Source organism: Streptomyces sp. NPDC032091, assembly GCF_055580265.1.
The window spans coordinates 109743-133483 of record NZ_JBVILR010000007.1 but is presented as its reverse complement, the minus strand read 5'-3'; the positions used below and the strand labels follow the sequence as shown (position 1 = coordinate 133483).

The window sequence follows — 23741 nt, the reverse complement described above, 5'->3', positions numbered from 1 at the left end:
CCGCGTCAGGCTGCGAGGACGAGCGCAGCCGGCGGACCGCGCCGGATCACGGAGTGCAGGAGTGCCTCCCGGCCTGCCGACGCCACCGGTGCCGAAGCGGTCCGGCGGGCCCGGGGGCCGTGCGCGGGAGTCCCGAGGAGGCCGGCCGTGAGCACCCGTACGAAGGCCAGCGCGGCGCGCAGCGGACGTATCGGGTCGGCTTCGGAGGAGAGGCGGGAGAGCTCGACCAGCCGGAACAGCGCGGCGTCACCCCGGCCCAGCAGCCAGCCGAGCGTCAGCGCGGCCAGCAGGTGGCCGAGCAGCATGCCGGGGCTGAACAGCCCGGTCTCGGGGGCTCCGGCGGGGGCCGTGGCCAGGTGCATGTGACCCATGTGACCCGAGGCGGCCAGGGCGGCCGGGTCCAGACCGGCCGCTTCCAGGATCCGCCGCGCGTCGGCGGGGCTCAGGGGCACGGAGTTGCCCCCACACACGAGCTGGGCGGCGAGCGCCGCGAGCGAGGTGTCGGAGCCCGCGGCCGGTGCCTGTGCCGCGGCGGCGCCGTGCTGGCCCAGGCCGAACAGGGCGTGCAGCCCGAGCTGGCCCACGGCCAGTCCGGCGGCGATGCCGGGCCGCGAACGGCGGCGTCCCGCGAGCGGGGCCGCGATCGCGAAGACGGCGACGAAGGCCAGGGCCAGTGCCCACCACGGCACGGTCGCGCAGGAGGCCACGGCGTGGCCGGCCGCGGACAGCACGACGCAGACCGCGGTGAACACCGCGGCCCGGGTTGTCCGGAGGCCCGCTCCGGCGCGTGTCGTGTGGGTGGCAGACATGGCCGGGCCATCATCGCACTGGGCCCCGTCCCTGCCTACGGCAGGTACTGGAGGGACCCTATGGTTCCGGTGTGGGACGGGCTCCGCCGACGGCGGGGCCCGTCCGCGCGGCCGCGTGCCCCCGCACCCCGATACACGCCGGACGCACATGCCGCATCGGCCGAATGAGGGCTGTGGCGGCCGCCGGGGGCTTACGCCTCGCCGCGGGCGGCAATAGGTACGGTATGAGCATCTGGTGGTCTCTCCACTTGCGGCGCGAAGCCGCGAGCGTCCCGCTCGCCCGGCGACTGCTGCTGGGGACGATGGAGACCGCGGGGGTGGACCCGGACATCTCCTACGAGCTTTCGGTCGCGTTGAGCGAGGCCTGCGCGAACGCCGTGGAGCACGGCGGCCGCGGCGGTCCGGCGGGCGGTCCGGCCGGCCGTCCCGCCGACGAGGTCCTGGACGGCACCGAGGCCTACCACGTCACCGCCTACCTGGACGGGGACCGCTGCCGCATCGAGGTCGCCGACTCGGGTCCGGGTTTCCCGCCCTCGGCGGTGGCCCGCCGCCGGCCCTCCCTGGCCGAACACGGCCGGGGCCTGCACCTGATCGCCGAGCTCGCCGACCACGTCCGCCTGCGCAACCGGCCGGGCCGCGGGGCGGTCGTGAGCTTCGAACGGATGCTGAAGTGGCGTGAGGACGCCCTGCTGAGGGTGTCCTAGGAACGCCGGAGGGCGGGGAGCCGGACCGGCTCCCCGCCCTCCGCGACGAGCGGACGTCAGCCCTTGAGCCGCGCCATCCAGGCCTCGACCTCGACCGAGGTGCGCGGCAGCCCGGCGGACAGGTTCCGGTTGCCGTCCTCGGTGACGAGGATGTCGTCCTCGATCCGGACGCCGATGCCCCGGTACTCCTCGGGCACGGTCAGGTCGTCGGCCTGGAAGTACAGGCCCGGCTCGACGGTCAGGCACATGCCCGGCTCCAGCGTGCCGTCGACGTACGCCTCGGTGCGCGCGGCCGCGCAGTCGTGGACGTCCAGGCCGAGCATGTGGCCGGTGCCGTGCAGGGTCCAGCGGCGCTGCAGCCCGAGCTCCAGGACGCGCTCGACCGGGCCCTCCAGCAGACCCCACTCGACGAGCTTCTCGGCGAGCACGTGCTGGGCGGCGTCGTGGAAGTCGCGGTACTTCGCGCCGGGCTTGACGGCGGCGATGCCGGCTTCCTGGGCCTCGTAGACCGCGTCGTAGACCTTGCGCTGGATGTCGGTGTACGTGCCGTTGATCGGCAGCGTGCGCGTGACGTCGGCGGTGTAGAGGGAGTGGGTCTCCACGCCGGCGTCGAGCAGCAGCAGGTCGCCGGAGCGGACGGCGCCGTCGTTGCGGACCCAGTGCAGGGTGCAGGCGTGCGCGCCGGCGGCGGCGATGGTGCCGTAGCCGACGTCGTTGCCCTCGACGCGGGCGCGCAGGAAGAAGGTGCCCTCGATGTAGCGCTCGGACGTGGCCTCGGCCTTGTCGAGGACCTTCACGACGTCCTCGAAGCCGCGGACGGTGGAGTCCACGGCCTTCTGCAGCTCGCCGACCTCGAAGGCGTCCTTCACCGCGCGGGCCTCGGAGAGGTAGACGCGCAGCTCCTCGTCGCGCTCCTTGGTCACCTTGTCGGTGAGGGCGGCCTCGATGACGGAGTCGTGGCCGCGGACGGCGCGGACCGGGCCGGTGGCCTCGGTCAGGGCCTCGGGCAGCTCGCGGACGTCCTTGGCCGGGATGCCCAGCAGCTGCTCGGCCTCGGTGAGGGAGTGGCGGCGGCCGACCCAGAGCTCGCCCTGGCCCGACAGCCAGAACTCGCCGTTCTCGCGGTTCGAGCGCGGCAGCAGGTAGACGGTGGCCTCGTGGCCGGTCTCCCCGGTGGGCTCAAGGACGAGGACGCCGTTCTCGGTCTGGTCGCCGGTGAGGTAGACGTACTCGGTCGAGGCGCGGAAGGGGTACTCGGTGTCGTTCGAGCGGGTCTTCAGCCGGCCCGCCGGGATCACCAGGCGCTCGCCGGGGAAGCGTGCGGACAGCGCGGCGCGGCGGTCGGCGGTGTGGCCGGCCTGGGCGATGGCCTCCAGGCCGTGGAGCTCGGTGTCGGCCCAGCCGGTGCGCATGCTCTCCGCGAGTTCCTCGCTGACGCCCGGGTACAGCCCGTTCTTGCGCTGCTTGTGCTTCTTCTGGGGCTGCTCTTCTTCCGGGGTCTCCGGGGTGAGCTCGTCAGCCACGTCATCTCCTCAGCCGCTACGACACGCACGGGTCCGGGTGCGAACCCCGTTCATCGTATGTGTGAGGAGGCGGCGCCCGGCCAGTCCTGTGACATACAAGTCAAAACGGGCGCCCTTCGGGGAGTGCGGGCCGGCCGGTCGAACCGCGCCGGCCAGTCGAACCGGGCCGGTCAGTCGAACCGGGCCGCGAGCAGGACGATGTCCTCGGAGTCCCGGTACGGGTCGGAGGCGGACGAGCCGGGCCCGTCCTCGGGGAGCAGCGTGCGCAGGATGTGGTCGCAGACGGCCGCCGGGTCCTCCCGGGCGCTGCGCGGCACACCCGAGGCCGCCGCGTGCAGCCGGGCGTAGGCCCGGTCCATGGGGTCGCCGGTACGCCGCAGCAGCCCGTCCGTGTACAGCAGCACCGTTTCTCCGGGTGCGGGCTCGATCTCCACGCTGGGCGCTTCCCAGCAGGCCAGCATCCCCAGGGGGGCCGAGAGGGAGGTCTCGACGTACTCGGTGCGCCGTTCGCCGATGAGCAGCGGCGGCGTGTGCCCGGCCCCGGCCAGGATGATCTTGCGGGCGGCGGGCTCGCAGTACGCGAAGAGCGCGGTGGCCGAGCGCGCGGGCTCGGTCAGGCGCAGCAGCAGCTCCAGGTCGGACAGGACCGCGACGGGGTCCTCCCCCTCCATGACGGCGTACGCGCGCAGCGACGCCCGCAGCCGGCCCATCGCGGCGACGGCGCTCGGGCCGGATCCGGTGACCGATCCGACGGCGAGTCCCATGGCGCCCTCGGGCAGCGGCAGCGCGTCGTACCAGTCGCCGCCGCCGAGCGGGCCCGTCCGGTGCCGGGCGGCGAGCTGCACGCCGGGGATCCGGGGGAGCCGGCTGGGCAGCAGTTCCTCGGCGACGGTGGCCAGCCGGGTACGGGAGCGGTCGACCTCCAGCATCCGGGCGAGGTGTTCGGCCGCGTGCCGGACGTAGAGGCCGACGAGGTCGCGCTGGCGGTCGCTCGGCTCGGCCTGTTCGTCGTAGAGCCAGACGGCCGCGCCGAGCCGGCCGGTGGCGTCGGCGGTCAGCGGCAGGGCGTAGCTGGCGGCGTAACCGAGGCGGGCGGCGACCTCGCGGTGACGGGGGTCGACGGGCGGCTCGTAGCCCCCGGCGCCGGGCGTCTCGGGTGCGCCGGGTTCGGGGAGGACCTCGGAGCCGCCGTGGGCGTCGGGGAGCCCGTCGAGGATGCGGCCGTACGAGGTGGCGCTGCGCGGCACCGTCTCGATGTGGCCGAGGTCGGCGCGGCCCAGGCCCAGGCCGACGGTGGCGGCGGGGCCGAGTCCGTCGGAGGGCTCCAGGACGATCAGACCGCGGCGGGCGCCGACGAGGGCGGCCCCGGCACGCAGGAACTCCCGGAGGGAGGAGTCGAGGTCGGCGGCCCGGGCGAGGCGCTCCGTCAGCTCGTGGAGGGTGGTGAGGTCGGAGACCATGCCGGCCAGCCGGTCCTGGATGACGCTGCTCGCGGCAGGCGGGGCGGCCTGGGCGGGGGCGGTCCGGGCGGCGGTGGCCGCCGTGGTGGCGGACAGGGGACCGGGCGTGGGCGCGACAGTCTGCGCTGACGCTGTAACTGCTGGATCGATTCCAGCCACTTTCGGCAGATGCGGGGCGCTCATGGCGTCCGCCTTTCCACCTGGTGCGATTCGCCATGAAGCATCGCAAACCCCCAGATCGTGCTGCGCCGCCATCAATGGATCCACATCTACACGCACCCGAGGATCGATGTCCAGCATTGTCCCAGTGGGAATACTGGTGTCCGTGGGGCGGCAACTCACTGTCCAGCCGAGGCTAAAACTTGGCTGGAAAAAGCAGGAACCGCGCGGTTTTTGCGATCGACTGGACAGGCGCTCCGGGGGGTCCGGGTACCTAGTCCGTAGTGCCCGGGGCCAGTTGACGCCCCCGGCACCGCCGGGAACCGCCCGGCCCGGGCCGTCGTCCTAAGCGGCGGCAGCCGGTCTCTCCACCGGTGCGGGTCGCTCGGACCGCTCGTTCCGGGGCCCCGCCGGACGTTTGTCGGACCCGTAAGAAGACTGCACGAACCGTGTGAACCTGCTTCTGGCGGACCAGTGACGCGAAACGTGTACGTGTGGTGAAACACCGCTCACATGGTGTGATGTGGCCCTCGACGTTCAACGGAAAGGAACGAGCGCTGATGCGCGAGATCCTCGGAAGGCGTCTCCAGCGGCTCCGCGATCGCTTGAAGTTCCCGCGCGCCGCCTCCCGTCCCGCGGCGGAGGCGGGGGCCGGCGCGGCTCCGTCCCTCCTCGACGCGGCGCTGACCTGCGCCACCGTCCGGCAGTGGCCCGTACTGCCGGGCGTGGGCCGGGCCGGCGCCGACGGCGGGCGCTGTGCCTGCCCCGACCCCGACTGCGTGGTGCCGGGCGCCCATCCCTTCGACCCCGGGCTCCTCGCCGCCACCACCGACGCCCGGATGGTGGCCTGGTGGTGGGGCAGGCGGCCGGCCGCACCGCTGCTGCTGGCCACCGGCGGGGCGGCGCCGTGCGCGGTGAGCCTGCCGGCGAAGGCCGCCGCGCGTGCCGTCGTACGGCTGGACGCGCAGGGCCTGCGGCTCGGTCCGATCGTCGCCACGCCGACCCGCTGGGCCCTGCTCGTCGCGCCCTACTCGCTGGAGCGGCTCGGCGAACTCCTGTACGCCAAGGACCATGTCCCCTCCTCGCTGCGCTTCCACGGCGAGGGCGGTTACCTGCTGCTGCCGCCCTCACCGGCGTCGGGCGGCGGGCAGGTGCGCTGGGAGCGGGAGCCCGAACCGCGGCACCCCGGTGCGCCGGAGCTGTGGCTGCCGGAGGTGGAGGCGGTCGTGGACGCGCTCGTCGAGGCGAGCAGCAGCGCGCCCGGCGGGGGCAGCCGGCTCGCGTACTGAATGCCCCCGGAGCCGGTCCGGGTACGCGGCCCGCTGCGTCCGGACCATCACTCGTACGGGTGCCAGCAGGGCGGGTTTCCAAGGGAATTGGGCGCGGGGATCTCCGCGCCCCTTTCCCGCGTCGCTATCTTCGGCGAATGAATCTCCGCCTGATCGGTATCGGCGCCGGTGTGCTGATCATCTTGTCGCTTCCCCTGGCCGGAGCGATCGCCGGGCCGGATTTCGCCGGTCAGGCCGACGGAAAAGGCGGGGGGTTGCTCTCCTCGCTCGGCCTTTCCCCCTCCTCCCGTACGGCCGACCGGGCGCGGCCCGCCACCGCCCCGGCGCAGCCCGGTCCGCCCGAGCAGCCCCGGACCGACTCCCGCTGCGGTCCCGAACTCTCCGCGCCGCAGGGCCTGGAGGCGCAGACGTGCGTGCTGGCGAGCGAAGGCCGGACCTGGGGCCGGAGCTACTACCGCAACACCAGCGGCCGCGCGCTGGACGCCGTGCTGACGGTGATGGGGCCGGCCGGGCGGACGGTGCAGATCCGCTGTGCGGTGGCGGCGGGGGACGAGCCGGGGCTGTGCGAGACGCCCCGCGGGGAGTCGGCGGGGGCGCCGGACGCGTACTCGGCCGTGGCGGAGTTTGCAGTTCCGGACGATGAAGGACGGCTGTTGCTGCGGTCCGGGAGCAACTCACCGGCACCGTCGGGCGGTTGAGCACCGCCGAAAGACAGAGGCCCGGTCGCTGGCGACGGGGGATGCACCAGCGACCGGGCTACAAGAACGGTAACAAGAGATCGCCTGTTCGCAAATTCGATCTCTGATATTCAGACATCGATTTGCAGGCGATTAGCGGGAGTTGTGACACCGGTCACCGGTCCCGCGCGCGGCCGTCCGCCGCCCGCGGGACACCCGTCCGCGGGGCGGCCGTCAGCTCAGCGTCACCTGGCGGTTGGTGAGCCCGCCACGCGCCCGGCGCTCCTCCGCGGTCAGCGGCGCGTCGGTGGCCAGGGCCGTGGCCAGGCGCTCCGCGAGTTCGGCGGCGGGCTTCTCCACGTCCGCGGCGGTGACTCCGGTGGGCAGGTCCCAGACGGGGACCATCAGGCCGTGGGCGCGGAAGGAGCCGACGAGCTTGGTGCCCTCGCCGAGGGAGGAGGTGCCCGCCGCGTGCAGCCGGGCGAGCGCGTCGAGCAGCTTCTCCTCCGGGTGGGGCATGACCCAGCGCAGGTGGTTCTTCTCCGGGGTCTCGCACCAGTAGGCCGCGTCCACGCCCGTCAGCTTGACGGTGGGGATGGCGGCGGCGTTGGCGCGCTCCAGGGAGGCGGCGATCTCGGGGGAGGCGTTCTGGGCGCTCTCCGCGTCCGGAATCCAGAATTCGAAGCCCGTGTGCACAACCGGCTCGAAAACGCCGTCCGGGTCGAGGAGATCCTGAAGTCGGGGACCCTCGGCCGGTACGCGGCGGGCCGGAACCGGGTTGCCGGGCTCGGAGGCGATCGCGCGTTCCAGGGTGTCGGCCATGTCGCGGGCCAGGTCCCCGGAGCTGGACTCGTTCTGCAGGCCGAGCAGGACGGAACCGTCCTCGCGGCGCAGGGCCGGCCACGCCATGGGCAGGACGGTCACCAGCGTGACGGACGGGACGCCCTCGGGCAGGCCGCCCTTGAGGGTCAGCGGCACGGTCGCGGCGGGGACGAGCTCGCGCAGCGCCACCCAGTCGCACTCGCCCGGCAGTCCCTCGAAGGGGCGCCGCACGTGCTCGGTGACGGCGTGCGCGGCGGCCGCTCCGTGACAGGCCTTGTACCGGCGCCCGGAACCGCAGGGGCAGGGCTCGCGCGCGCCCACCACCGGGATCTCCCCGTTGTCGAGCTGCGGCTTCGCGGTCTTCGCGGCGGGGCGCTTCTTGGCCATCGTGGGTGTCTCCCGGTTGCGGCGGTACGGCGGTGTCTCTGGGCGCGAGCCTAGCCGTTCGTACCGCCGGAACCGGTGGGGTGCGGCCGGGAGCACGGTCGGCGTGCGCTCCCGGACGGCCGCGCCGCGACGGGCCGGTGGTGCCGGTCGGGGCCGTCAGACGTCGAGATCGTCGAAGGCGGAGGCGAAGTCGATCGCGGGGGGAGCGACGCGCGTAGCGAAGTCGTCGTGCCGCGGCCCCCGGGCGACGACCACCCATACGGTGATCTCGCCCGCCGCACCGTCGCGGACGCCCCAGTCCTGGGCCAGCGCGCTGATGATGTTCAGCCCGCGGCCCCCGTGCGCGGTGACCGAGGGGGTGGCCGGGACGGGGCGGGTCGGGCCGCCTCCGTCCGTGACCTCGACGGTGAGCCGTCCCGCCTTGTCGACGCGCCACGCGGCACGTATCTCGCCGTCGCCGACGTCCCGGGCGCCCAGCGGCCGGCCGTGTCGGCAGGCGTTGCTGAGGAGCTCGGAAAGGATCAGTACGGCATCGTCCACGACCGATTCGGACACTCCGCTGATGCGCAGCTGTTCGCGCATCCGGTGCCTCGCCTCGCCCACGCCCGCAGGACCATGGCGAATGTCCATGCACGACGACGTGGGCACTTCCTGTGCCATCACCAACGCCACCCCCGGAACCTCCTTAGCCCCACGCCATGGTCTGGATGCCCCACTGGCCTGGACCGGAAACCGCCCGCACGCACCGCTCTGACGCATCCATGACGAATGAATGCGGACCGGATGCGCCGGGGCACGCCCTGTCACTGCCGGGATGTTTGGGGCCGGTGTGCAAAACGGGACGTCAGCGGCCGAGTTGTGACAGAACCTGTCGAGGTCTGTTCGTGATGATCGCTTCTACACCCAGATCCGCGCATAGCTGAACATCATCCGGATCGTTCACGGTCCATACGTGGACGGAGTGCCCCGCGGCCTGGAGCTTGCGGATGAAGCCGGGGTGGCTGCGGACGATGCGCATGGACGGCCCGGCGATCCGCACGCCCGCGGGCAGGCGGCCGTCGCGCATCCTGGGTGAGACGAACTGCATCAGGTAGACGGTCGGGACCGTCGGAGCGGCCGCGCGCACCCGGTGCAGGGAGCGGGCGGAGAAGCTCATGACCCGGACGGGGTGGGGGCCGGCGGCCGGCGGGGCGTCCAGTCCGAAGCGCTTGAGGAGGAAGAGCAGGCGCTCCTCCACCTGTCCGGCCCAGCGGGTGGGGTGTTTCGTCTCGACCGCCAGCTGGACCGGCCGGCCCGCGTCGGCGACCAGCTCCAGCAGCCGCTCCAGGGTGAGCACGGAGGTGCGCTCCGGGTCCGCGTCCCAGTCGGGGGACTCCTCGCGGTCCTTCCAGGACCCGAAGTCCAGGGCGGTCAGGTCGGCCAGCTCCAGGGCCGAGACGGCGCCCCGGCCGTTGGAGGTGCGGTTGACGCGGCGGTCGTGGACCAGCACCAGATGACCGTCTGCGGTCAGCCGGATGTCGCATTCGAGGGCGTCGGCGCCGTCCTCGATCGCCTTCCGGTAGGCGGCCAGGGTGTGCTCGGGGGCGTCCTCCGAGGCGCCGCGGTGGGCGACGACCTGGATGGGGCGCGGCGTTGCGTGGGTCACCCGGTCATGGTGCCACCGCGGAACCCCCGCGCGTCGGGGTGACTCCTGGGGGTGCGTCCGATATGTCGGATATAAAGGAAGCCGGTAGACGCACAGGTCCGGCTTACAGTGCTCTGACGGGTCATGGGGAAGGCTTCACCCTGGAACTTCTGCGGCGCGTCGAACGTTCAGTCGGACCGATGCCCGGAGGGTGTCGGGTCGATATGCCTGATATTTCCAGCAGCCGTATGGGCCGAGTAAGCCGTGTGTGACGAGGAGACATCGCTGTGAGCACCGAGAACGAGGGCACCGCGGCCCCGACGCCCCCCGCGGCCCCGTCCGCACCCCCCGTGCCGGTGGCCGCCTCCACACCCGAGCTGGCCGCCCCGGCGCCCCACGAGGCGCCGGCCCCGGCCGCACCCCCCGCCGCGCCCCCGGCTCCGGCCGAGGCCCCCGCCCCGGTGCCCGGCACCGAGCACACCCAGCAGCTCCCGCCCACCCCGGCGGCACCCCCCGCCGCACCCCCGGCGTACGGCCACGAGCAGGCCCCGGCGGCCCCGCCGGCGGCCCACGCCGAGACCGCGTACGGCGCCGAGGCCTGGCCCCCGCCGCCGCCGGCGGTCCCCGCGTACGGAGCGGGCGGCGCGGGTGCCGGCCAGGGCGGCGGCACCTGGGGCGTGCCGCTCACCGCCGACGGCGCCCCGCAGCCCAAGCCGAAGGGCCGGGGCGGTCTGATCGCGGCCGTCCTGGTGGCGGCCCTGCTCGCGGGCGGCGTGGGCGGCGGAGTCGGCTACTGGGCGGCCCAGCGCGACCACAGCGGCTCCGGCTCGACCACGATCAGCGCGGCCAACACCCCCAAGGACCTCAAGCGGGACGCCGGCTCCGTCGCGGGCCTGGCCGCCGCCGCGCTGCCCAGCGTCGTCACCATCGAGGCCTCGGCCGGGGACGGCGAGGGCGGCACCGGCACCGGGTTCGTCTACGACGAGCAGGGCCACATCCTCACCAACAACCACGTGGTGGCCTCCGCCGCCAACGGCGGCAAGCTCTCCGCCACCTTCTCGGACGGCAAGAAGTACGAGGCCGAGGTCGTGGGCCGGGCCCAGGGCTACGACGTGGCCGTCATCAAGCTGAAGAACCCGCCGGCCAACCTCAAGCCGCTGGCGCTCGGCGACTCCGACAAGGTGGCCGTCGGCGACCCGACCATCGCGATCGGCGCCCCCTTCGGCCTCTCGAACACGGTCACCACCGGCATCATCAGCGCGAAGAACCGTCCGGTGGCCTCCGGCGACGGCTCCGGCGGCAAGAACTCGTACATGAGCGCGCTGCAGACGGACGCCTCCATCAACCCGGGCAACTCCGGCGGTCCGCTGCTGGACAACCGGGGCGCCGTCATCGGCATCAACTCGGCGATCCAGTCCGCCGGCAACGGCGGCTTCGGCGGCGGACAGGCCGGCTCGATCGGCCTGGGCTTCGCCATCCCGATCAACCAGGCCAAGAACGTCGCCACCTCGCTGATCAGCACGGGCAAGCCGGTCTATCCGGTGATCTCCGTATCCGTCGACCTCCAGGCGAAGACGGACGGCGCCAAGATCTCCGAGCAGGGCGCCCCGGCCAACGAACTGGTCGACCCGAACGGTCCCGCCGGCAAGGCGGGCCTCAAGCCCGGCGACGTGATCACGGAGTTCGGCGGCAAGCAGGTCGACAGCGGCCCGACCCTGATCAGCCTGATCTGGACGTACAAGCCGGGCGACACCGTGAAGCTGACCTACCTGCGCGGCGGCAAGCCGGCGACGGTCGACATCACGCTCGGCTCGCGCGTCGGCGACAAGTAGCCGCCGCGACAAGGACGCGGGCCCCGCTCGACGGTGGCTTGATGGGAGGGGCCGTGGCCGGGAATCCGGCTACGGCCCCTCCCAATATCTGCTTATGCTTCGCTGGTGTTCGATTCACGGCACATACGGACATTCCACGAAGTGGTCGCTGCGGGCTCGTACTCGGCCGCCGCCCGTGCGCTGGGCTACACCCAGCCCGCGATCACCCAGCAGATGAAGGCGCTCGAACGCGCCGTCGGAACACCGCTGTTCACCCGTGTGGGCCGGAAGATGAAGCTCACCGAGGCGGGCGAGTCCCTGGCCCGGCACGCCGAGTCCATCCTCGGCAGCCTCTCGGCGGCGGAGGCCCAGCTGAAGGCCTACACGCGGCTGCGCACCGGGCGCGTCCGGGTCTGCGGGTTCCCCAGCGCCAACGTCACCCTGGTCCCGGAGGCCCTCAGCGGCCTCGCCAAGGACCATCCCGGCGTGCAAGTCGAACTGCTCGAAGGCGAGCCCCCGGAGTCCCTGCGCAGGCTCCTGCGCGGCGAGTGCGACATCACCCTGGCGTTCACCTATCCCGGGCTGCACGAGGAGGTCCCGGCGGAGGTGGCCGAGGTCAGGCTGCTGGAGGACCAGCTGACGGTGCTGCTGCCGACCGGCCATCCGCTCGCCCGCCGCCGGGCCGTGCACCTGGCCGACCTCGCCGAGGAGCAGTGGATCGCCGGCTGTCCGCGCTGCCGGGCGAACCTGCTGCACGAGTGCGCCGAGCTGGGCTTCGTCCCCGACATCCGGTTCGCCACCGACGACAACCTGGTGGTCCAGAGCCTGGTCGCCCAGGGGCTGGGCGTGGCGATGATGCCCGCCCTCGTCCTGCCCTCGCTCTCGCTGACCAAGGTCTGCGGCCGGGTGCTGGAGCCGGCCGCGCGCCGTCACATCGCCGCGTACGTCTACCGCGACCACCTGCGGATCCCGGCGACGGCCGTGGTCCTCGACGAGCTCAAGCGGGTCGCGTCGAACCGGGTCGGCTGCTGATCCGCGCCGGGCCCCGACCGCCCCGGATCCATAAGCGGAAGTTGGGATTTCACGTCAGAACTGTCGTTGGACGTGATGGATCGTCCGCCCGACGCTGCTTGTATGACCACCACCACGCCGGCCCGTACGACCACGAGGATGGCCGCCCTCGTCAGTGAGATCCGCACGGTCGTCGACCGGGGGCTGGCCCCCGATCTGACCGCCTACCTCGTCGGCGAGCGCCTCGCCCCGCACCTGGGCGCGTCCGATCTGCTGACCGCGGAGCAGCAGGAGGGCGACCCGGAGCACTACCGGCAGCACATCCTGCACGCCGAGGCCGACGGCAGCTTCTCGGTCGTGGCCCTGGTCTGGATGCCCGGCCAGGAGACCTGTATCCACGACCACGTCTCGTGGTGCGTGGCCGGCGTGCATCAGGGCGAGGAGAGCGAGCGCCGCTACCGGCTCGCGCCCGGTACGGACGCCGCCCGCCTGGTGGCCACCGAGGACGTGGTCAACGCGCAGGGCGAGGTCTGCGGGTTCGCCCCGCCCGGGGACATCCACAAGGTGCGCAACTCCTGTACCGGCAAGGCGATATCGGTCCACATCTACGGGGCCGACGTCTCCCGGCTGGGCAGCAGCATCCGCCGCGTCTACACGCTCCCCGTCGACTGATGGCGCTCCTCCACCGCCCGCAGAGCGAGGCGGTCCCCGTTGTTTCACGTGAAACACCCACTCCCTGGCCGGGTTTGGGCCTGGCCGCCGCCGGCGTCCTGGTGGCCTGGTGCGTGCACCGGCTGGTCCCCGCCGTACCGATGCTGACCGCCTCGGTGGTGCTGGGCATCGCGGTGGCCCACCTCCCCGGCATACGGGGTGTCGTACGCGGACCGGCCCGCCCGGGCCTGTCCCTCGCCGGACGGCGGCTGATGCGGATCGGCATCGTCCTGCTGGGCCTCGGGCTCGGCCTGGACCAGGTGCTGCGGCTCGGCTGGTCGACGGTGGCCATGGTGAGCGCGGTGGTCGCGGCGACCTTCTTCGGCACGGTCTGGCTGGGCCGCCGCCTCGGACTCCCCGGTGACCAGCCCCTGCTGATCGCAACCGGCTACTCCATCTGCGGTGCCTCGGCGATCGGCGCGGTGAGCGAGGTGTCGGGGAGCGACGAGGAGGACGTGGCCGCTTCGGTGGCACTGGTCACCCTCTGCGGCACCCTCGCCATCGCCGTACTCCCCCTGCTCCAGGGCCCCTTGGGTCTCTCGGACCCGGCCTTCGGGCGCTGGGTGGGCGCGAGCGTCCACGACGTCGGCCAGGTCGTGGCGACGGCCCAGACCGCAGGCCCCGCCGCGCTCGGCGAGGCGGTGCTGGTCAAGCTGATGCGGGTGGCCCTGCTGGCCCCGCTGGTGGCGGCCGTGGCCTTCTCGATGCGGGCGCGGCGGCGCGGCGTACGCACCTCCTCGGGGAAGCGCCCGGCCCCGGTCCCGCTGTTCGTCGTCGGGTTCCTGGCGGCGGCCGCGCTGCGCGCGACGGGCCTGCTGCCCCACGCGGCTCTGGACGGGGCGCACACCGTCCAGGAGATCCTGCTGGCCGCGGCCCTGTTCGGGCTGGGCAGCGCCGTTCACCTGCCGAGCCTCGCCCGTACGGGCGGACGGGCCGCGCTCCTGGGCCTCGGGGCCTGGGCGGTGGTGGCGGGCGTCTCCTACGTGGGCGTCCTGGTGACCACATGACGCCATGAAGTCGGCCAATCCCTGGCCGGAACCGACCGAACGTCCGGACCGCCCCCTGACATCTCGGGGGCCGCGTGCGACCCTGCCCCGGCAAGCCGAACAGCCGATCCGCACCGACAGCTCTTCACCCCACCCTGCCCGGCTCCGTCCGGTCCGGGCACGGCAGAAGGAGTCCTGCGTGAATCGTCATCGCACGGCGGCGTCCGTCCTCCTCGCCGCGGGCGCCCTGCTCGCGGGCGCCCTGACGGCGGCCTCCCCCTCGGCGGCCGCGGAGTCGCCCTCCTCGTTCCGGCCGCGCCAGACCCCGGGCTTCTGGACGGCCGAGCGGATGCGCCAGGCCACCCCGCTCGACGTGACGGCGTCCCCCGGCGGGACCCGCACGGCGCCCGTGACGGCGGGCCGGCCCACCCGGGTGGCCCCGACCTCACCCACGGCGTTCCCGCAGGCCGGCGCGGCCTGGACGAGCGGCGGAGCGGTCGTGAGGACCTCGGGCCGGGTGTTCTTCACCTTCCAGGGCCGCACCGCCTCCTGCTCGGGCGACTCCATCACCAGCCAGAACGGCAGCACGGTCATCACGGCCGGGCACTGCGTGAAGTACCAGGGGGCCTGGCACACCGATTGGATCTTCGTGCCGGGCTACGACAACGGCAAGGCCCCGTACGGCCAGTGGGTGGCCACCAAGACCCTCGCCACCGACCAGTGGGCCGCGAGCGAGGACATGAACATGGACGTCGGCCTCGCCGTCGTCGCCCCGCAGAACGGCCGGACCCTCAGCCAGACCGTCGGCGCCCAGGGCATCCAGTTCAACGGCGGCTACAACAAGAGGATGTACTCCTTCGGCTTCCCCGCGGCCGCACCCTACGACGGCACCAAGCTCGTCTACTGCGCGGCCAACACGGGCAAGGACTTCCTGCTCACCAAGGACCACAGCATGGGCTGCAACATGACCGGCGGCTCCAGCGGCGGCCCCTGGTTCCAGGACTTCGACGAGTCGACGGGCCTGGGCACGCAGGTCTCGGTGAACAGCTTCGGCTACAACTTCCTGCCGAACACGATGTTCGGCCCCTACTTCGGCAACGAGGCCAAAGCGGCCTACGACAAGGCCCAGACGTCCTGACCCGCGCCACGCCGACTCCCACCCCACCCGCCCCCACATCCCGGTACTCTGTACGGGCCAGGTGGGTTGCCCGAGCGGCCTAAGGGAACGGTCTTGAAAACCGTCGTGGCGCGAGTCACCGTGGGTTCAAATCCCACACCCACCGCCACAGGTCGGCGCAGGCGCCGACGAGACAGGGGCGCCCCTCATCGAGGGGCGCCCCTTCTGCGTGTCCCGCGGTGCGCCGCGCAGGGCCTTGGGCCTTCCGGGTGGTGTTTGTCGGAAGATCGGCGTGCGTGGTCGAAAGGGTGCGGTTGCGGTCGCATCATGACGAATGTATGCAGATCCGCCCGTCGGAACATCGGGAATCGAGGCGTTCGTCATGGCCCACCGCAGCAGCATCACGTCGCTCTGGACCTCCTTCCTCGCCGCGCTCGTGGCGCTCCTGGCCGCTGTCGGCCTGAGGGGCAAGGCGGCTCCGGCTTCGGCTTCGGCTGCGGTCGCACCGGCCGCGGCGGCCACTCCTTCGGCCCCGGTCGTGGGCCGGCCGGTTCAGGTTGCGCGGCGGACGTGGCGGGCGATGATGCGCGGCGGCTCGCTGCCCCCGACGATCAAGCAGCGGATCCGGGCGGAGGCCCACGGCAAGTGCCCCTCCGTACGCCGCTCCGCGACCGCGGCGGCGCTCGCACTCACCCCGCCCGGCCGGGAATCGGTCGCGCTCGCCGCGTAGCGGGGGCTCGCTCCAGCGGATTGCGGGGGCGCACAGGGGGCGCGAAGCCTGGTAGAGCAGGGCCGCAGGGCCGGGAGACGGTGGGGTTCCCGGACGGTGCGGCCCTTTTCGGCATGTCCGGGTCGAGCGAGTTTGGCGGAACGATTCACCATCCGTGCGACGCGGGTTCCGTGCGTGACGAGAGTGCTCGGGAAGAACCCGACTTCGGTTTTCTGGAGGACTCAGAATGGCAAGCATCCGTACCGCCCGCGTCATCGCCGCCGTCGCCTCGCTCCCCCTCGCCGCCGCCCTGTTCGGCGGGGTCGCGTCGGCCGACAACGGCTCGTTCGCGAACGACGGATCGAATGCGAGCGTCGCCAGCGTCATCGGCAGTGGTGTGGGCGGCGACAACCACGGCAACTCCTCCACCTCGCAGCAGGTGGCCACCGGCGCCGGTGCGTCGAACCAGAACAACACCGCCCAGGTGAACGGATCGGCCTACACGGCGATCCACCAGGCCAACTCCCACGTGGCGGTGAACTTCTTCCCGTGGCGGTAGGAGCCTCCTGAACCGCGCGGACCACTGAGGGCGCCCGTACGAGCGGACCGGCTGGGGTCCGGTAGTGCGGGCGCCCTCCCGCGTGCCGGGCGTGCCGGGGCCCATGGCCGTCGCCGTGCCCCCGACCTTGACATCGCCAGTAAATCTGACGGACAGTCAGTTCCACTCGTCCGCTGCGATGCCGGGAGGCCAGCGCCGTGCACCTCGCTCCGTCAGAAGGGCAGTCACGGCTACGCGCCGAACTGCGCGAGTACTTCCGGGACCTGCTGCCGGACGGCGTCCCCGCGGACCCGGCGGCCCAGCGCGCCCTGCTGCGCCGCATCGGCGCAGACGGGCTGCTCGGCCTGGGCTGGCCCGTCGAGTACGGCGGCCGGGGCCGCGGCCCCGACGAGCAGTTCGTGTTCTTCGACGAGGCCTACCGGGCCGGTGCCCCCGTCTCCATGGTCACGCTCAACACCGTGGGCCCCACCCTCATGAAGTACGGGACCCCCGAGCAGAAGGACTACTTCCTGCCGCGCATCCTGCGGGGCGAGACCGTCTTCGCCATCGGCTACTCCGAGCCCGAGGCCGGCACCGACCTGGCCGCCCTGCGCACGCGCGCCGTCCGCGACGGGAACGGCGACTGGGTGGTCGACGGACAGAAGATCTTCACCTCCAACGCCCAGAACGCCGACTGGATCTGGCTCGCCTGCCGCACCGACCCGCAGGCCCCCAAGCACCAGGGCATCTCCATCATCCTGGTGCCCACCGACAGCCCCGGCTTCTCCTGGACCCCCATCGACACCGTCGGCGGCCTCACCACGACGGCGACGTACTACGACGGCGTCCGCGTGCCCGCCGGCCACCTCGTCGGCCCCGAACACGGCGGCTGGGGCCTGATCACCAACCAGCTCAACCACGAGCGCGTCGCCCTCGCCGCCATCGGCATGCAGGCCGAGGACTTCTACGAGGCCGCCCGCGCCCACGCCCTCACCCCCGACCCCGCCACCGGAGAACGCCCGGCGGACCGGCCCTGGGTCCGGGCCCGCCTCGCCGAGGCGCACGCCCGGCTGGCCGCCGTACGCCTCCTCAACTGGCGCCTCGTCCAGGACGTCGGCGCCGGCACCCTGGCCCCCGGCGACGCCAGCGGAGTGAAGTTCCTCGGCACCGAGTCCGCCGTCGAGGTGTACCGGATCTGCCAGGAGGTGGTCGGCGAGGAGGCCCTCGTCCGCGGGCCGGAGGCCTTCCTCGGCGGCGAGCTGGAGCGGATGAACCGCGCCGCCCAGATCAACACCTTCGGCGGCGGGGTCAGCGAGGTCCAGCGCGAGATCGTCGCCATGATGCGGCTCGGCATGAAGGGAAGGAAGCGATGAGCGCCGACGAGACGGCCGCGGCGGATGCGGAACTGCTCCGGCGGCTCAGGGCCTTCGAGGGACGGCCCGCCGCCACCGGCGGGCGGGGCAAGGACCCGGTGAACGAGCCGATGATCCGCCACTGGTGCGAGGCCATGGGCGACGCCAACCCCGCCTACACCGGTCCCGGTGCCATCGCCCCGCCCACCATGCTCCAGGCCTGGACGATGGGCGGGCTCTCCGGCCACACCGGCCGCTCCACCGCCTACGACGAGCTGTTCGCGCTCCTCGACGGCGCGGGCTGCACCTCGGTGGTCGCCACCGACTGCGAGCAGGAGTACCTCCGCCCCCTGCGCCCCGGGGACACCGTCACCTTCGACGCGGTGATCGAGTCGGTGTCTCCGCGCAAGACGACGAAACTCGGCGCCGGCCACTTCGTGACCACCCGGATGGACGTCCACGCCGACGGCGAACTCGCCGGCACCCACCGCTTCCGCATCCTCAAGTACGCGCCGGCGGCCGCACCGCCCCCCGCCCAGGCCGGCGCCGCCCCGAAGGCACAGCGCCCGCGGCCCGTGGTCAACCGCGACAACCGGGGCTTCTGGGACGGCGTCCGTGACCACAGGCTGCTGATCCAGCGCTGCACCGCCTGCGCGACCCTGCGCTTCCCCTGGCTGCCCGGCTGCAACGCCTGCTCCTCGCCCGACTGGGACACCGTCGAGGCGAGCGGCGCCGGCACCGTCTTCTCGTACGTCGTCATGCACCACCCGCCCTTCCCGGCCTTCGACCCCCCGTACGCGGTGGCCCTCGTCGAGCTGGCCGAAGGCGTGCGGATGATCAGCAACATCACCGGGGTCCCCTACGACAAGGTGCGCATCGGCCTCCCCGTCCGGCTGGAGTTCCTCCGCGTCGACGACACCCTCGAACTGCCCGTCTTCCGCGGAGAGGCGGGCTGACATGGACTTCCACCCCACCGAGGAACAGGCTGCCGCGGCCTCCCTGGCCGCCCGGATCTTCCATGACCTCGCCACCCACGAGCGCCTCGCCGCGGCCGGCACCTGCAGCGACGCCGAACTGTGGAAGGCGCTCACCGCCGCCGGCCTGACCGCCGCCGTCGAGGAGGTCGGCCTCCTCGGCCTGGTCCTCCTCCTGGAGGAGCAGGGCCGCACCACCGCCCAGGTCCCGTACGCCGCCACCTGCGCCTACGGGATCCTCCCCGTGGCCGCGCACGGCAGCCCCGAGCAGCGCGCCCGCCTGCTGCCGGCCCTCGGCTCCGGCGAGGCCGTCGCCACCGGCGCCTTCCCCGCCCGCCGGACGGTCACCGCCGACTCCGACGGACGCCTCACCGGCATCGCCGCCGTCGTCCCCTGGCTGCGCGACGCCACGCACGTGCTGGTCCCGGACCGGGACCGGACGCTGTGGCTCGTACGGACGGACGCACCCGGCGTCGGCACGCGGCCGGTGGAGACGACCGCCCCCTGGTCGGCGGGGAGCCTCACCCTGACCGGCGCCCCGGCGGAACGGCTCGGCGGCCCGGACGCCCACGACGCCGTGCTGGCCGCCGCCCGGACCGCCTTCGCCGGGCTCCAGGCCGGCGTCTGCGCCGGCTCCCTCGCCCGCGCCGCCGAGTACACCTCCACCCGCGAGCAGTTCGGCCGTCCCCTCTCCACCAACCAGGGGGTCATGCTCCGCGCGGCCGACGCCCACATGGACACCGAGGCCATCCGGGTCACCGCGTACGAGGCGGCCTGGCGCATCGACGAGGGCCTCCCGGCCCGCGAGCACGCGCTCACGGCGGCCTGGTGGGCCTCCGAGGCGGGCAAGCGGGTCGTCCACGCGGGCCAGCACCTGCACGGCGGCATGGGCGCCGACCTGGACCACCCCGTCCACCGCCACTTCCTGTGGGGGCGCCAGCTGGACGCCTACCTGGGCTGCGGCAGCGAGCTGCTGTCGGAGCTGGGCGGGCTCATATCGGAAGGGGAGGACGCATGAACGTCGGCGACGCGCTGCCACCGCTGGAGATCCCGGTGACCCGCACCCTGATCGTGGCGGGCGCCCTCGCCTCCCGCGACTACCAGGACGTCCACCACGACGCGGGGCTCGCCCGCGAGAAGGGCTCCCCGGACATCTTCATGAACATCCTGACCACCAACGGGCTCGTCGGCCGGTACATCACCGACCACCTCGGACCGGAAGCCGTCCTGCGCAAAGTGGCCATCCGTCTCGGCGCCCCCAACTACCCGGGCGACACCATGACCCTCACCGGCACCGTCACCGCCCTCGACGGGGACACCGCCGAGATCCGGGTCGTCGGCGCCAACCGCCTCGGCCACCACGTCACGGGCACCGTGACCGTCACCCTGGGGGCCCGCGCATGAGCGTCCGCCTCCGCGACGACCTGGGCGGCCGCGCCGCCATCGCCGGCATCGGGGCGACCGAGTTCTCCAAGGACTCCGGCCGCAGCGAGCTCAAACTCGCCGTCGAGGCCGTGCACGCCGCCCTCGACGACGCCGGACTCACCCCCGCCGACGTCGACGGCCTGGTCACCTTCACGATGGACACCAGCCCCGAGATCACCGTCGCCCAGGCCGCCGGCATCGGGGAGCTCTCCTTCTTCTCCCGCGTCCACTACGGGGGCGGCGCGGCCTGCGCCACCGTCCAGCAGGCCGCCCTCGCCGTCGCCACCGGCGTCGCCGAGGTCGTCGTCTGCTACCGCGCCTTCAACGAGCGCTCCGGCCGCCGCTTCGGCTCCGGCGTCCAGCAGCGCGAGCCCTCCGCGGAGGGGGCGGCCCTCGGCTGGTCCCTCCCGTGGGGGCTGCTCACCCCCGCCTCCTGGGTGGCCATGGCCGCCCAGCGCTACCTGCACACCCACCACCTCACCCCCGAGGCCTTCGGGCACGTCGCCGTCACCGGCCGCAAGTACGCCGCGAACAACCCCGCCGCGTACTTCTACGGCAAGCCCATCACCCTGGCCGACCACGCCGCCTCCCGCTGGATCGTCGAACCGCTGCGGCTGCTGGACTGCTGCCAGGAGACCGACGGCGGCCAGGCCCTCGTCGTCACCACCGCCGAGCGGGCCCGCGACCTGCGCCGGAAGCCCGCCGTGATCACCGCGGCCGCCCAGGGCGCGGGCCGGCGCCAGGAGGGGATGACCTCCTTCTACCGCGATGACCTCACCGGCCTCCCGGAGATGGACGTGGTCGCCCGCCAGCTGTGGCGGACCAGCGGCCTGCGGCCCTCCGACATCGACGTGGGCATCCTCTACGACCACTTCACGCCCTTCGTCCTCATGCAGCTGGAGGAGTTCGGCTTCTGCGGCCCGGGTGAGGCCGCCGACTTCACGGCCGCCGGCGCGCTCCCCCTCAACACCCACGGCGGCCAGCTCGGGGAGGCCTACCTGCACGGGATGAACGGCATCGCCGAAGCCGTCCGCCAGCTGCGCGGCACCTCCGTCAACCAGGTCCCCGGTGCCGGGCGCGTCCTCGTCACGGCCGGCACGGGGGTACCGACCTCCGGGCTGATCCTGGGGGCCGACGTCTGACTCCGGTACTGGTCGCGCGCCCCCTCCTCCACCTACAGGAGGTGGGGCGCGGCCGGGCCGTACAACCTGAGGGGGACCCCGCTTCGGCACCTGCGGGCGATCCCAGGAGCGCGCTCCGCTCCTAGCGTGGAGCCATGACCACGCCTGTGTGCACGCTCGCCTCGAACCCGACGCCGTACCCGTCGTTCTCGGCGTACGTCCGGACCCGTGGCACGGCCCTGATGCGCACCGCGCGCTCCCTGACGGCCAACCCGTGCGACGCCGAGGACCTGCTCCAGACGGCCCTCGCCAAGACCTACGTCGCCTGGGACCGCATCGAGGACCATCGCGCCCTCGACGGCTACGTCCGGCGGGCCCTGGTCAACACCCGCACCTCGCAGTGGCGCAAGCGCAAGGTCGACGAGTTCATCTGCGACGAGGTCCCCGAGAACGAGGAGCGGGCCTTCGCCGACCCCGCGGAGACCCAGGTGCTGCGCGACGCGATGTGGCGGGCGGTGACCCGGCTGCCCGACCGCCAGCGGGCCATGGTCGTCCTGCGCTACTACGAGGACCTGAGCGAAGCGCAGACCGCCGAACTGCTCGGCGTCTCGGTGGGCACCGTCAAGAGCGCCGTCTCCCGCGCCCTGGTCAAGCTCCGCGAGGACCCGGAGCTCACCCCGGTGCGCTGAGCGCCGAGCGTCGTTTCACGTGAAACACGAACCCTGTTTCACGTGAAACATCGGCCAGACCGCCGACCCGAACAGTGATCGACCAGCCTGTTTGTACTCCCGGGTAGTGACATGCCGACCGGTACGTGCGCAGAATCGGCAGCATCCGACAGCCGCCGCAGCGCCGCAGCGCTCACCGGGAGGACGCTTTGCTGAGCACCATGCAGGATGTACCGCTGCTGATCTCGCGGATCCTGGCCCACGGGTCGACGATTCACGGAGACTCCCAGGTCACGACCTGGACCGGCGAGGCCGAGCCGCACCGGCGCAGCTTCGCCGAGATCGGCGTCCGCGCCGCGCGGCTCGCGCACGCCCTGCGTGACGAGCTCGGAGTCCAGCAGGACGAACGGGTCGCGACGCTCATGTGGAACAACTCCGAGCATGTCGAGGCGTACTTCGCGATCCCCTCCATGGGCGCGGTCCTGCACACGCTCAACCTGCGGCTGCCCCCGGAGCAGCTGGTCTTCATCGTCAACCACGCGGCCGACCGGGTGGTGCTGGTGAACGGCACCCTGCTGCCCCTGCTGGCGCCGCTGCTGCCGCACCTGCCCACCGTCGAGCACGTCGTGGTCACCGGCGTCGGCGACCGCTCCGCCCTCGACGGGCTCGGCGTACGGGTCCACGAGTACGAGGAGCTCCTCGAAGGCCGCCCCGGCCACTATGACTGGCCCGAACTGGACGAGCGCCAGGCCGCGGCCATGTGCTACACCTCCGGCACCACCGGGGAGCCCAAGGGCGTCGTCTACTCCCACCGCTCGGTCTACCTGCACTCCATGCAGGTCAACATGACCGAGTCGATGGGCCTCACCGACCACGACACCAGCCTGATCGTGGTCCCGCAGTTCCACGTGAACGCCTGGGGACTGCCCCACGCCACCTTCATGACCGGCATCAACATGCTGATGCCGGACCGCTTCCTCCAGCCCGCCCCGCTCGCCGAGATGATCGAGCGGGAGAAGCCCACCCACGCGGCGGCCGTCCCCACCATCTGGCAGGGGCTGCTCGCCGAGGTCACCGCCCGCCCCCGCGACCTGACCTCGATGAAGCAGGTCACCATCGGCGGCGCCGCCTGTCCGCCTTCGCTGATGGAGGCCTACGACAAGCTCGGCGTCCGCCTCTGCCACGCCTGGGGCATGACGGAGACCTCCCCGCTCGGCACCATGGCGCACCCGCCGGCCGGGCTCAGCGCCGAGGAGGAGTGGCCGTACCGCGTCACCCAGGGCCGTTTCCCGGCCGGCGTCGAGGCCCGCCTCATCGGGCCCACCGGCGACGTCCTGCCGTGGGACGGCGAGTCGGCGGGTGAGCTGGAGGTCCGCGGCAACTGGATCGCGGGCGCCTACTACGGAGGCGCCTCCGGCGAACCGCTGCGGCCCGAGGATAAGTTCAGCGCCGACGGCTGGCTCAAGACCGGGGACGTCGGCGTGATCAGTTCCGCCGGCTTCCTCACCCTCACCGACCGGGCCAAGGACGTCATCAAGTCCGGCGGCGAGTGGATCTCCAGCGTCGAGCTGGAGAACGCGCTGATGGCCCACCCCGAGGTCGCCGAGGCGGCGGTCGTCGCCGTACCCGACGAGAAGTGGGGCGAGCGCCCCCTGGCCACGGTCGTCCTCAAGGACGGCGCCACGGCCGACTACGAGGCACTGCGCGCCTTCCTCGCCCGGTCGGTCGCCAAGTGGCAGCTGCCGGAGCGCTGGACGTCCGTCGAGGCCGTGCCGAAGACCAGCGTCGGCAAGTTCGACAAGAAGGTGATCCGCAAGCAGTACGCCGACGGCGACCTGGACGTCACCACCCTCGCCTAGGCGGC

23 protein-coding genes and 1 tRNA gene are annotated in these 23741 nt (G+C 72.9%); 18 read left to right on the top strand and 6 right to left on the bottom strand.

The genetic code is table 11. The annotated features are described in order from the left end of the window. Positions 1-5: 5 nt before the first annotated feature. A complete protein-coding gene (locus ACZ5NJ_RS14095; RefSeq protein WP_468765091.1) occupies positions 6-809 on the bottom strand; it encodes a hypothetical protein in 804 nt (267 codons plus the stop codon). A gap of 224 nt (positions 810-1033) precedes the next feature. On the opposite strand from ACZ5NJ_RS14095, the gene ACZ5NJ_RS14090 reads away from it, so the two are divergent. Then, a complete protein-coding gene (locus ACZ5NJ_RS14090) occupies positions 1034-1513 on the top strand; it encodes an ATP-binding protein (RefSeq protein WP_468765090.1) in 480 nt (159 codons plus the stop codon). A 56-nt stretch (positions 1514-1569) separates the two neighbouring features. Here ACZ5NJ_RS14090 and ACZ5NJ_RS14085 read toward each other — a convergent pair whose 3' ends face one another. Beyond that, on the bottom strand, positions 1570-3036 hold the full coding sequence (locus ACZ5NJ_RS14085) for an aminopeptidase P family protein (protein ID WP_468765089.1): 1467 nt from the start codon (positions 3034-3036) through the stop codon (positions 1570-1572). A gap of 170 nt (positions 3037-3206) precedes the next feature. Next, complete coding sequence (locus ACZ5NJ_RS14080) at positions 3207-4796, bottom strand: PP2C family protein-serine/threonine phosphatase (RefSeq protein WP_468765088.1); 1590 nt, start codon at positions 4794-4796, stop codon at positions 3207-3209. 419 nt (positions 4797-5215) lie between these two features. On the opposite strand from ACZ5NJ_RS14080, the gene ACZ5NJ_RS14075 reads away from it, so the two are divergent. Both ACZ5NJ_RS14075 and ACZ5NJ_RS14070 read left to right on the top strand, forming a co-directional pair. Continuing rightward, positions 5216-5944: a bifunctional DNA primase/polymerase gene (locus tag ACZ5NJ_RS14075; RefSeq protein WP_468765087.1), complete on the top strand. Its 729-nt coding sequence runs from the start codon at positions 5216-5218 to the stop codon at positions 5942-5944. A 137-nt stretch (positions 5945-6081) separates the two neighbouring features. Continuing rightward, on the top strand, positions 6082-6642 hold the full coding sequence (locus ACZ5NJ_RS14070; protein WP_468765086.1) for a hypothetical protein: 561 nt from the start codon (positions 6082-6084) through the stop codon (positions 6640-6642). 213 nt (positions 6643-6855) lie between these two features. Here ACZ5NJ_RS14070 and ACZ5NJ_RS14065 read toward each other — a convergent pair whose 3' ends face one another. From ACZ5NJ_RS14065 to ACZ5NJ_RS14055, 3 genes are all read right to left on the bottom strand, one after another. Next, positions 6856-7830 (bottom strand): DUF5926 family protein, encoded by a 975-nt coding sequence (locus ACZ5NJ_RS14065; protein ID WP_468765085.1) that lies wholly within the window; start codon positions 7828-7830, stop codon positions 6856-6858. Positions 7831-7986: 156 nt separating this feature from the next. Next, a complete protein-coding gene (locus tag ACZ5NJ_RS14060; protein WP_468765084.1) occupies positions 7987-8589 on the bottom strand; it encodes an ATP-binding protein in 603 nt (200 codons plus the stop codon). Positions 8590-8674: 85 nt separating this feature from the next. Continuing rightward, on the bottom strand, positions 8675-9475 hold the full coding sequence (locus ACZ5NJ_RS14055; protein WP_468765083.1) for a glycerophosphodiester phosphodiesterase: 801 nt from the start codon (positions 9473-9475) through the stop codon (positions 8675-8677). 266 nt (positions 9476-9741) lie between these two features. Between ACZ5NJ_RS14055 and ACZ5NJ_RS14050 the strand changes: the two genes are divergently transcribed. The 15 genes from ACZ5NJ_RS14050 (at position 9742) to ACZ5NJ_RS13980 (ending at position 23736) form a co-directional block, all read left to right on the top strand. Then, positions 9742-11286, top strand: a complete 1545-nt coding sequence (locus tag ACZ5NJ_RS14050) for a S1C family serine protease (RefSeq protein WP_468765082.1) — start codon at positions 9742-9744, stop codon at positions 11284-11286. A gap of 105 nt (positions 11287-11391) precedes the next feature. Further along, the gene (locus ACZ5NJ_RS14045; RefSeq protein WP_468765081.1) at positions 11392-12297 is read left to right on the top strand and encodes a LysR family transcriptional regulator; all 906 of its coding nucleotides are present in this window, start codon (positions 11392-11394) and stop codon (positions 12295-12297) included. Between the two features lie 102 nt (positions 12298-12399). Beyond that, the gene (locus ACZ5NJ_RS14040; RefSeq protein WP_468765080.1) at positions 12400-12948 is read left to right on the top strand and encodes a cysteine dioxygenase family protein; all 549 of its coding nucleotides are present in this window, start codon (positions 12400-12402) and stop codon (positions 12946-12948) included. After that, positions 12948-13994, top strand: coding sequence for a YeiH family protein (locus tag ACZ5NJ_RS14035; protein ID WP_468765079.1), 1047 nt, complete (start codon positions 12948-12950; stop codon positions 13992-13994). Before ACZ5NJ_RS14040 ends, ACZ5NJ_RS14035 begins: the two co-directional genes overlap by 1 nt. A 178-nt stretch (positions 13995-14172) precedes the next feature. Next, positions 14173-15111, top strand: coding sequence for a trypsin-like serine peptidase (locus tag ACZ5NJ_RS14030; protein WP_468765077.1), 939 nt, complete (start codon positions 14173-14175; stop codon positions 15109-15111). Positions 15112-15171: 60 nt separating this feature from the next. Beyond that, positions 15172-15259 (top strand) — tRNA-Ser (locus tag ACZ5NJ_RS14025). 213 nt (positions 15260-15472) lie between these two features. Continuing rightward, positions 15473-15820 carry a DUF6344 domain-containing protein gene (locus ACZ5NJ_RS14020; RefSeq protein WP_468765076.1) on the top strand — a complete coding sequence of 116 codons (348 nt, stop codon included), beginning with the start codon at positions 15473-15475 and terminating at the stop codon, positions 15818-15820. 226 nt (positions 15821-16046) lie between these two features. Continuing rightward, the gene (locus ACZ5NJ_RS14015) at positions 16047-16358 is read left to right on the top strand and encodes a hypothetical protein (protein WP_468765075.1); all 312 of its coding nucleotides are present in this window, start codon (positions 16047-16049) and stop codon (positions 16356-16358) included. A 197-nt stretch (positions 16359-16555) separates the two neighbouring features. Next, positions 16556-17710, top strand: coding sequence for an acyl-CoA dehydrogenase family protein (locus tag ACZ5NJ_RS14010; RefSeq protein ID WP_468765074.1), 1155 nt, complete (start codon positions 16556-16558; stop codon positions 17708-17710). Further along, positions 17707-18645 (top strand): bifunctional MaoC family dehydratase N-terminal/OB-fold nucleic acid binding domain-containing protein, encoded by a 939-nt coding sequence (locus ACZ5NJ_RS14005; RefSeq protein WP_468765073.1) that lies wholly within the window; start codon positions 17707-17709, stop codon positions 18643-18645. The genes ACZ5NJ_RS14010 and ACZ5NJ_RS14005 overlap by 4 nt, the downstream gene beginning before the upstream one ends. 1 nt (position 18646) lies before the next feature. Continuing rightward, positions 18647-19681: an acyl-CoA dehydrogenase family protein gene (locus ACZ5NJ_RS14000; RefSeq protein ID WP_468765072.1), complete on the top strand. Its 1035-nt coding sequence runs from the start codon at positions 18647-18649 to the stop codon at positions 19679-19681. Then, positions 19678-20067: a MaoC family dehydratase gene (locus tag ACZ5NJ_RS13995; RefSeq protein WP_468765071.1), complete on the top strand. Its 390-nt coding sequence runs from the start codon at positions 19678-19680 to the stop codon at positions 20065-20067. The genes ACZ5NJ_RS14000 and ACZ5NJ_RS13995 overlap by 4 nt, the downstream gene beginning before the upstream one ends. After that, the gene (locus tag ACZ5NJ_RS13990; RefSeq protein ID WP_468765070.1) at positions 20064-21230 is read left to right on the top strand and encodes a lipid-transfer protein; all 1167 of its coding nucleotides are present in this window, start codon (positions 20064-20066) and stop codon (positions 21228-21230) included. The genes ACZ5NJ_RS13995 and ACZ5NJ_RS13990 overlap by 4 nt, the downstream gene beginning before the upstream one ends. A gap of 134 nt (positions 21231-21364) precedes the next feature. Beyond that, on the top strand, positions 21365-21898 hold the full coding sequence (locus ACZ5NJ_RS13985) for a SigE family RNA polymerase sigma factor (RefSeq protein WP_468765069.1): 534 nt from the start codon (positions 21365-21367) through the stop codon (positions 21896-21898). Between the two features lie 188 nt (positions 21899-22086). Then, complete coding sequence (locus tag ACZ5NJ_RS13980) at positions 22087-23736, top strand: long-chain fatty acid--CoA ligase (protein ID WP_468765068.1); 1650 nt, start codon at positions 22087-22089, stop codon at positions 23734-23736. Positions 23737-23741 lie beyond the last annotated feature (5 nt).

What these genes read in the sequence shown, in the direction of transcription:
- ACZ5NJ_RS14095 (WP_468765091.1), bottom strand. Translation starts at nt 809, where the DNA reads ATGTCTGCCACCCACACGACACGCGCCGGAGCGGGCCTCCGGACAACC.
- ACZ5NJ_RS14090 (WP_468765090.1), top strand. Translation starts at nt 1,034, where the DNA reads ATGAGCATCTGGTGGTCTCTCCACTTGCGGCGCGAAGCCGCGAGCGTC.
- ACZ5NJ_RS14080 (WP_468765088.1), bottom strand. Translation starts at nt 4,796, where the DNA reads ATGCTGGACATCGATCCTCGGGTGCGTGTAGATGTGGATCCATTGATG.
- ACZ5NJ_RS14075 (WP_468765087.1), top strand. Translation starts at nt 5,216, where the DNA reads ATGCGCGAGATCCTCGGAAGGCGTCTCCAGCGGCTCCGCGATCGCTTG.
- ACZ5NJ_RS14070 (WP_468765086.1), top strand. Translation starts at nt 6,082, where the DNA reads ATGAATCTCCGCCTGATCGGTATCGGCGCCGGTGTGCTGATCATCTTG.
- ACZ5NJ_RS14065 (WP_468765085.1), bottom strand. Translation starts at nt 7,830, where the DNA reads ATGGCCAAGAAGCGCCCCGCCGCGAAGACCGCGAAGCCGCAGCTCGAC.
- ACZ5NJ_RS14060 (WP_468765084.1), bottom strand. Translation starts at nt 8,589, where the DNA reads ATGCGTCAGAGCGGTGCGTGCGGGCGGTTTCCGGTCCAGGCCAGTGGG.
- ACZ5NJ_RS14040 (WP_468765080.1), top strand. Translation starts at nt 12,400, where the DNA reads ATGACCACCACCACGCCGGCCCGTACGACCACGAGGATGGCCGCCCTC.
- ACZ5NJ_RS14035 (WP_468765079.1), top strand. Translation starts at nt 12,948, where the DNA reads ATGGCGCTCCTCCACCGCCCGCAGAGCGAGGCGGTCCCCGTTGTTTCA.
- ACZ5NJ_RS14020 (WP_468765076.1), top strand. Translation starts at nt 15,473, where the DNA reads ATGGCCCACCGCAGCAGCATCACGTCGCTCTGGACCTCCTTCCTCGCC.
- ACZ5NJ_RS14015 (WP_468765075.1), top strand. Translation starts at nt 16,047, where the DNA reads ATGGCAAGCATCCGTACCGCCCGCGTCATCGCCGCCGTCGCCTCGCTC.
- ACZ5NJ_RS14005 (WP_468765073.1), top strand. Translation starts at nt 17,707, where the DNA reads ATGAGCGCCGACGAGACGGCCGCGGCGGATGCGGAACTGCTCCGGCGG.
- ACZ5NJ_RS14000 (WP_468765072.1), top strand. Translation starts at nt 18,647, where the DNA reads ATGGACTTCCACCCCACCGAGGAACAGGCTGCCGCGGCCTCCCTGGCC.
- ACZ5NJ_RS13995 (WP_468765071.1), top strand. Translation starts at nt 19,678, where the DNA reads ATGAACGTCGGCGACGCGCTGCCACCGCTGGAGATCCCGGTGACCCGC.
- ACZ5NJ_RS13990 (WP_468765070.1), top strand. Translation starts at nt 20,064, where the DNA reads ATGAGCGTCCGCCTCCGCGACGACCTGGGCGGCCGCGCCGCCATCGCC.
- ACZ5NJ_RS13985 (WP_468765069.1), top strand. Translation starts at nt 21,365, where the DNA reads ATGACCACGCCTGTGTGCACGCTCGCCTCGAACCCGACGCCGTACCCG.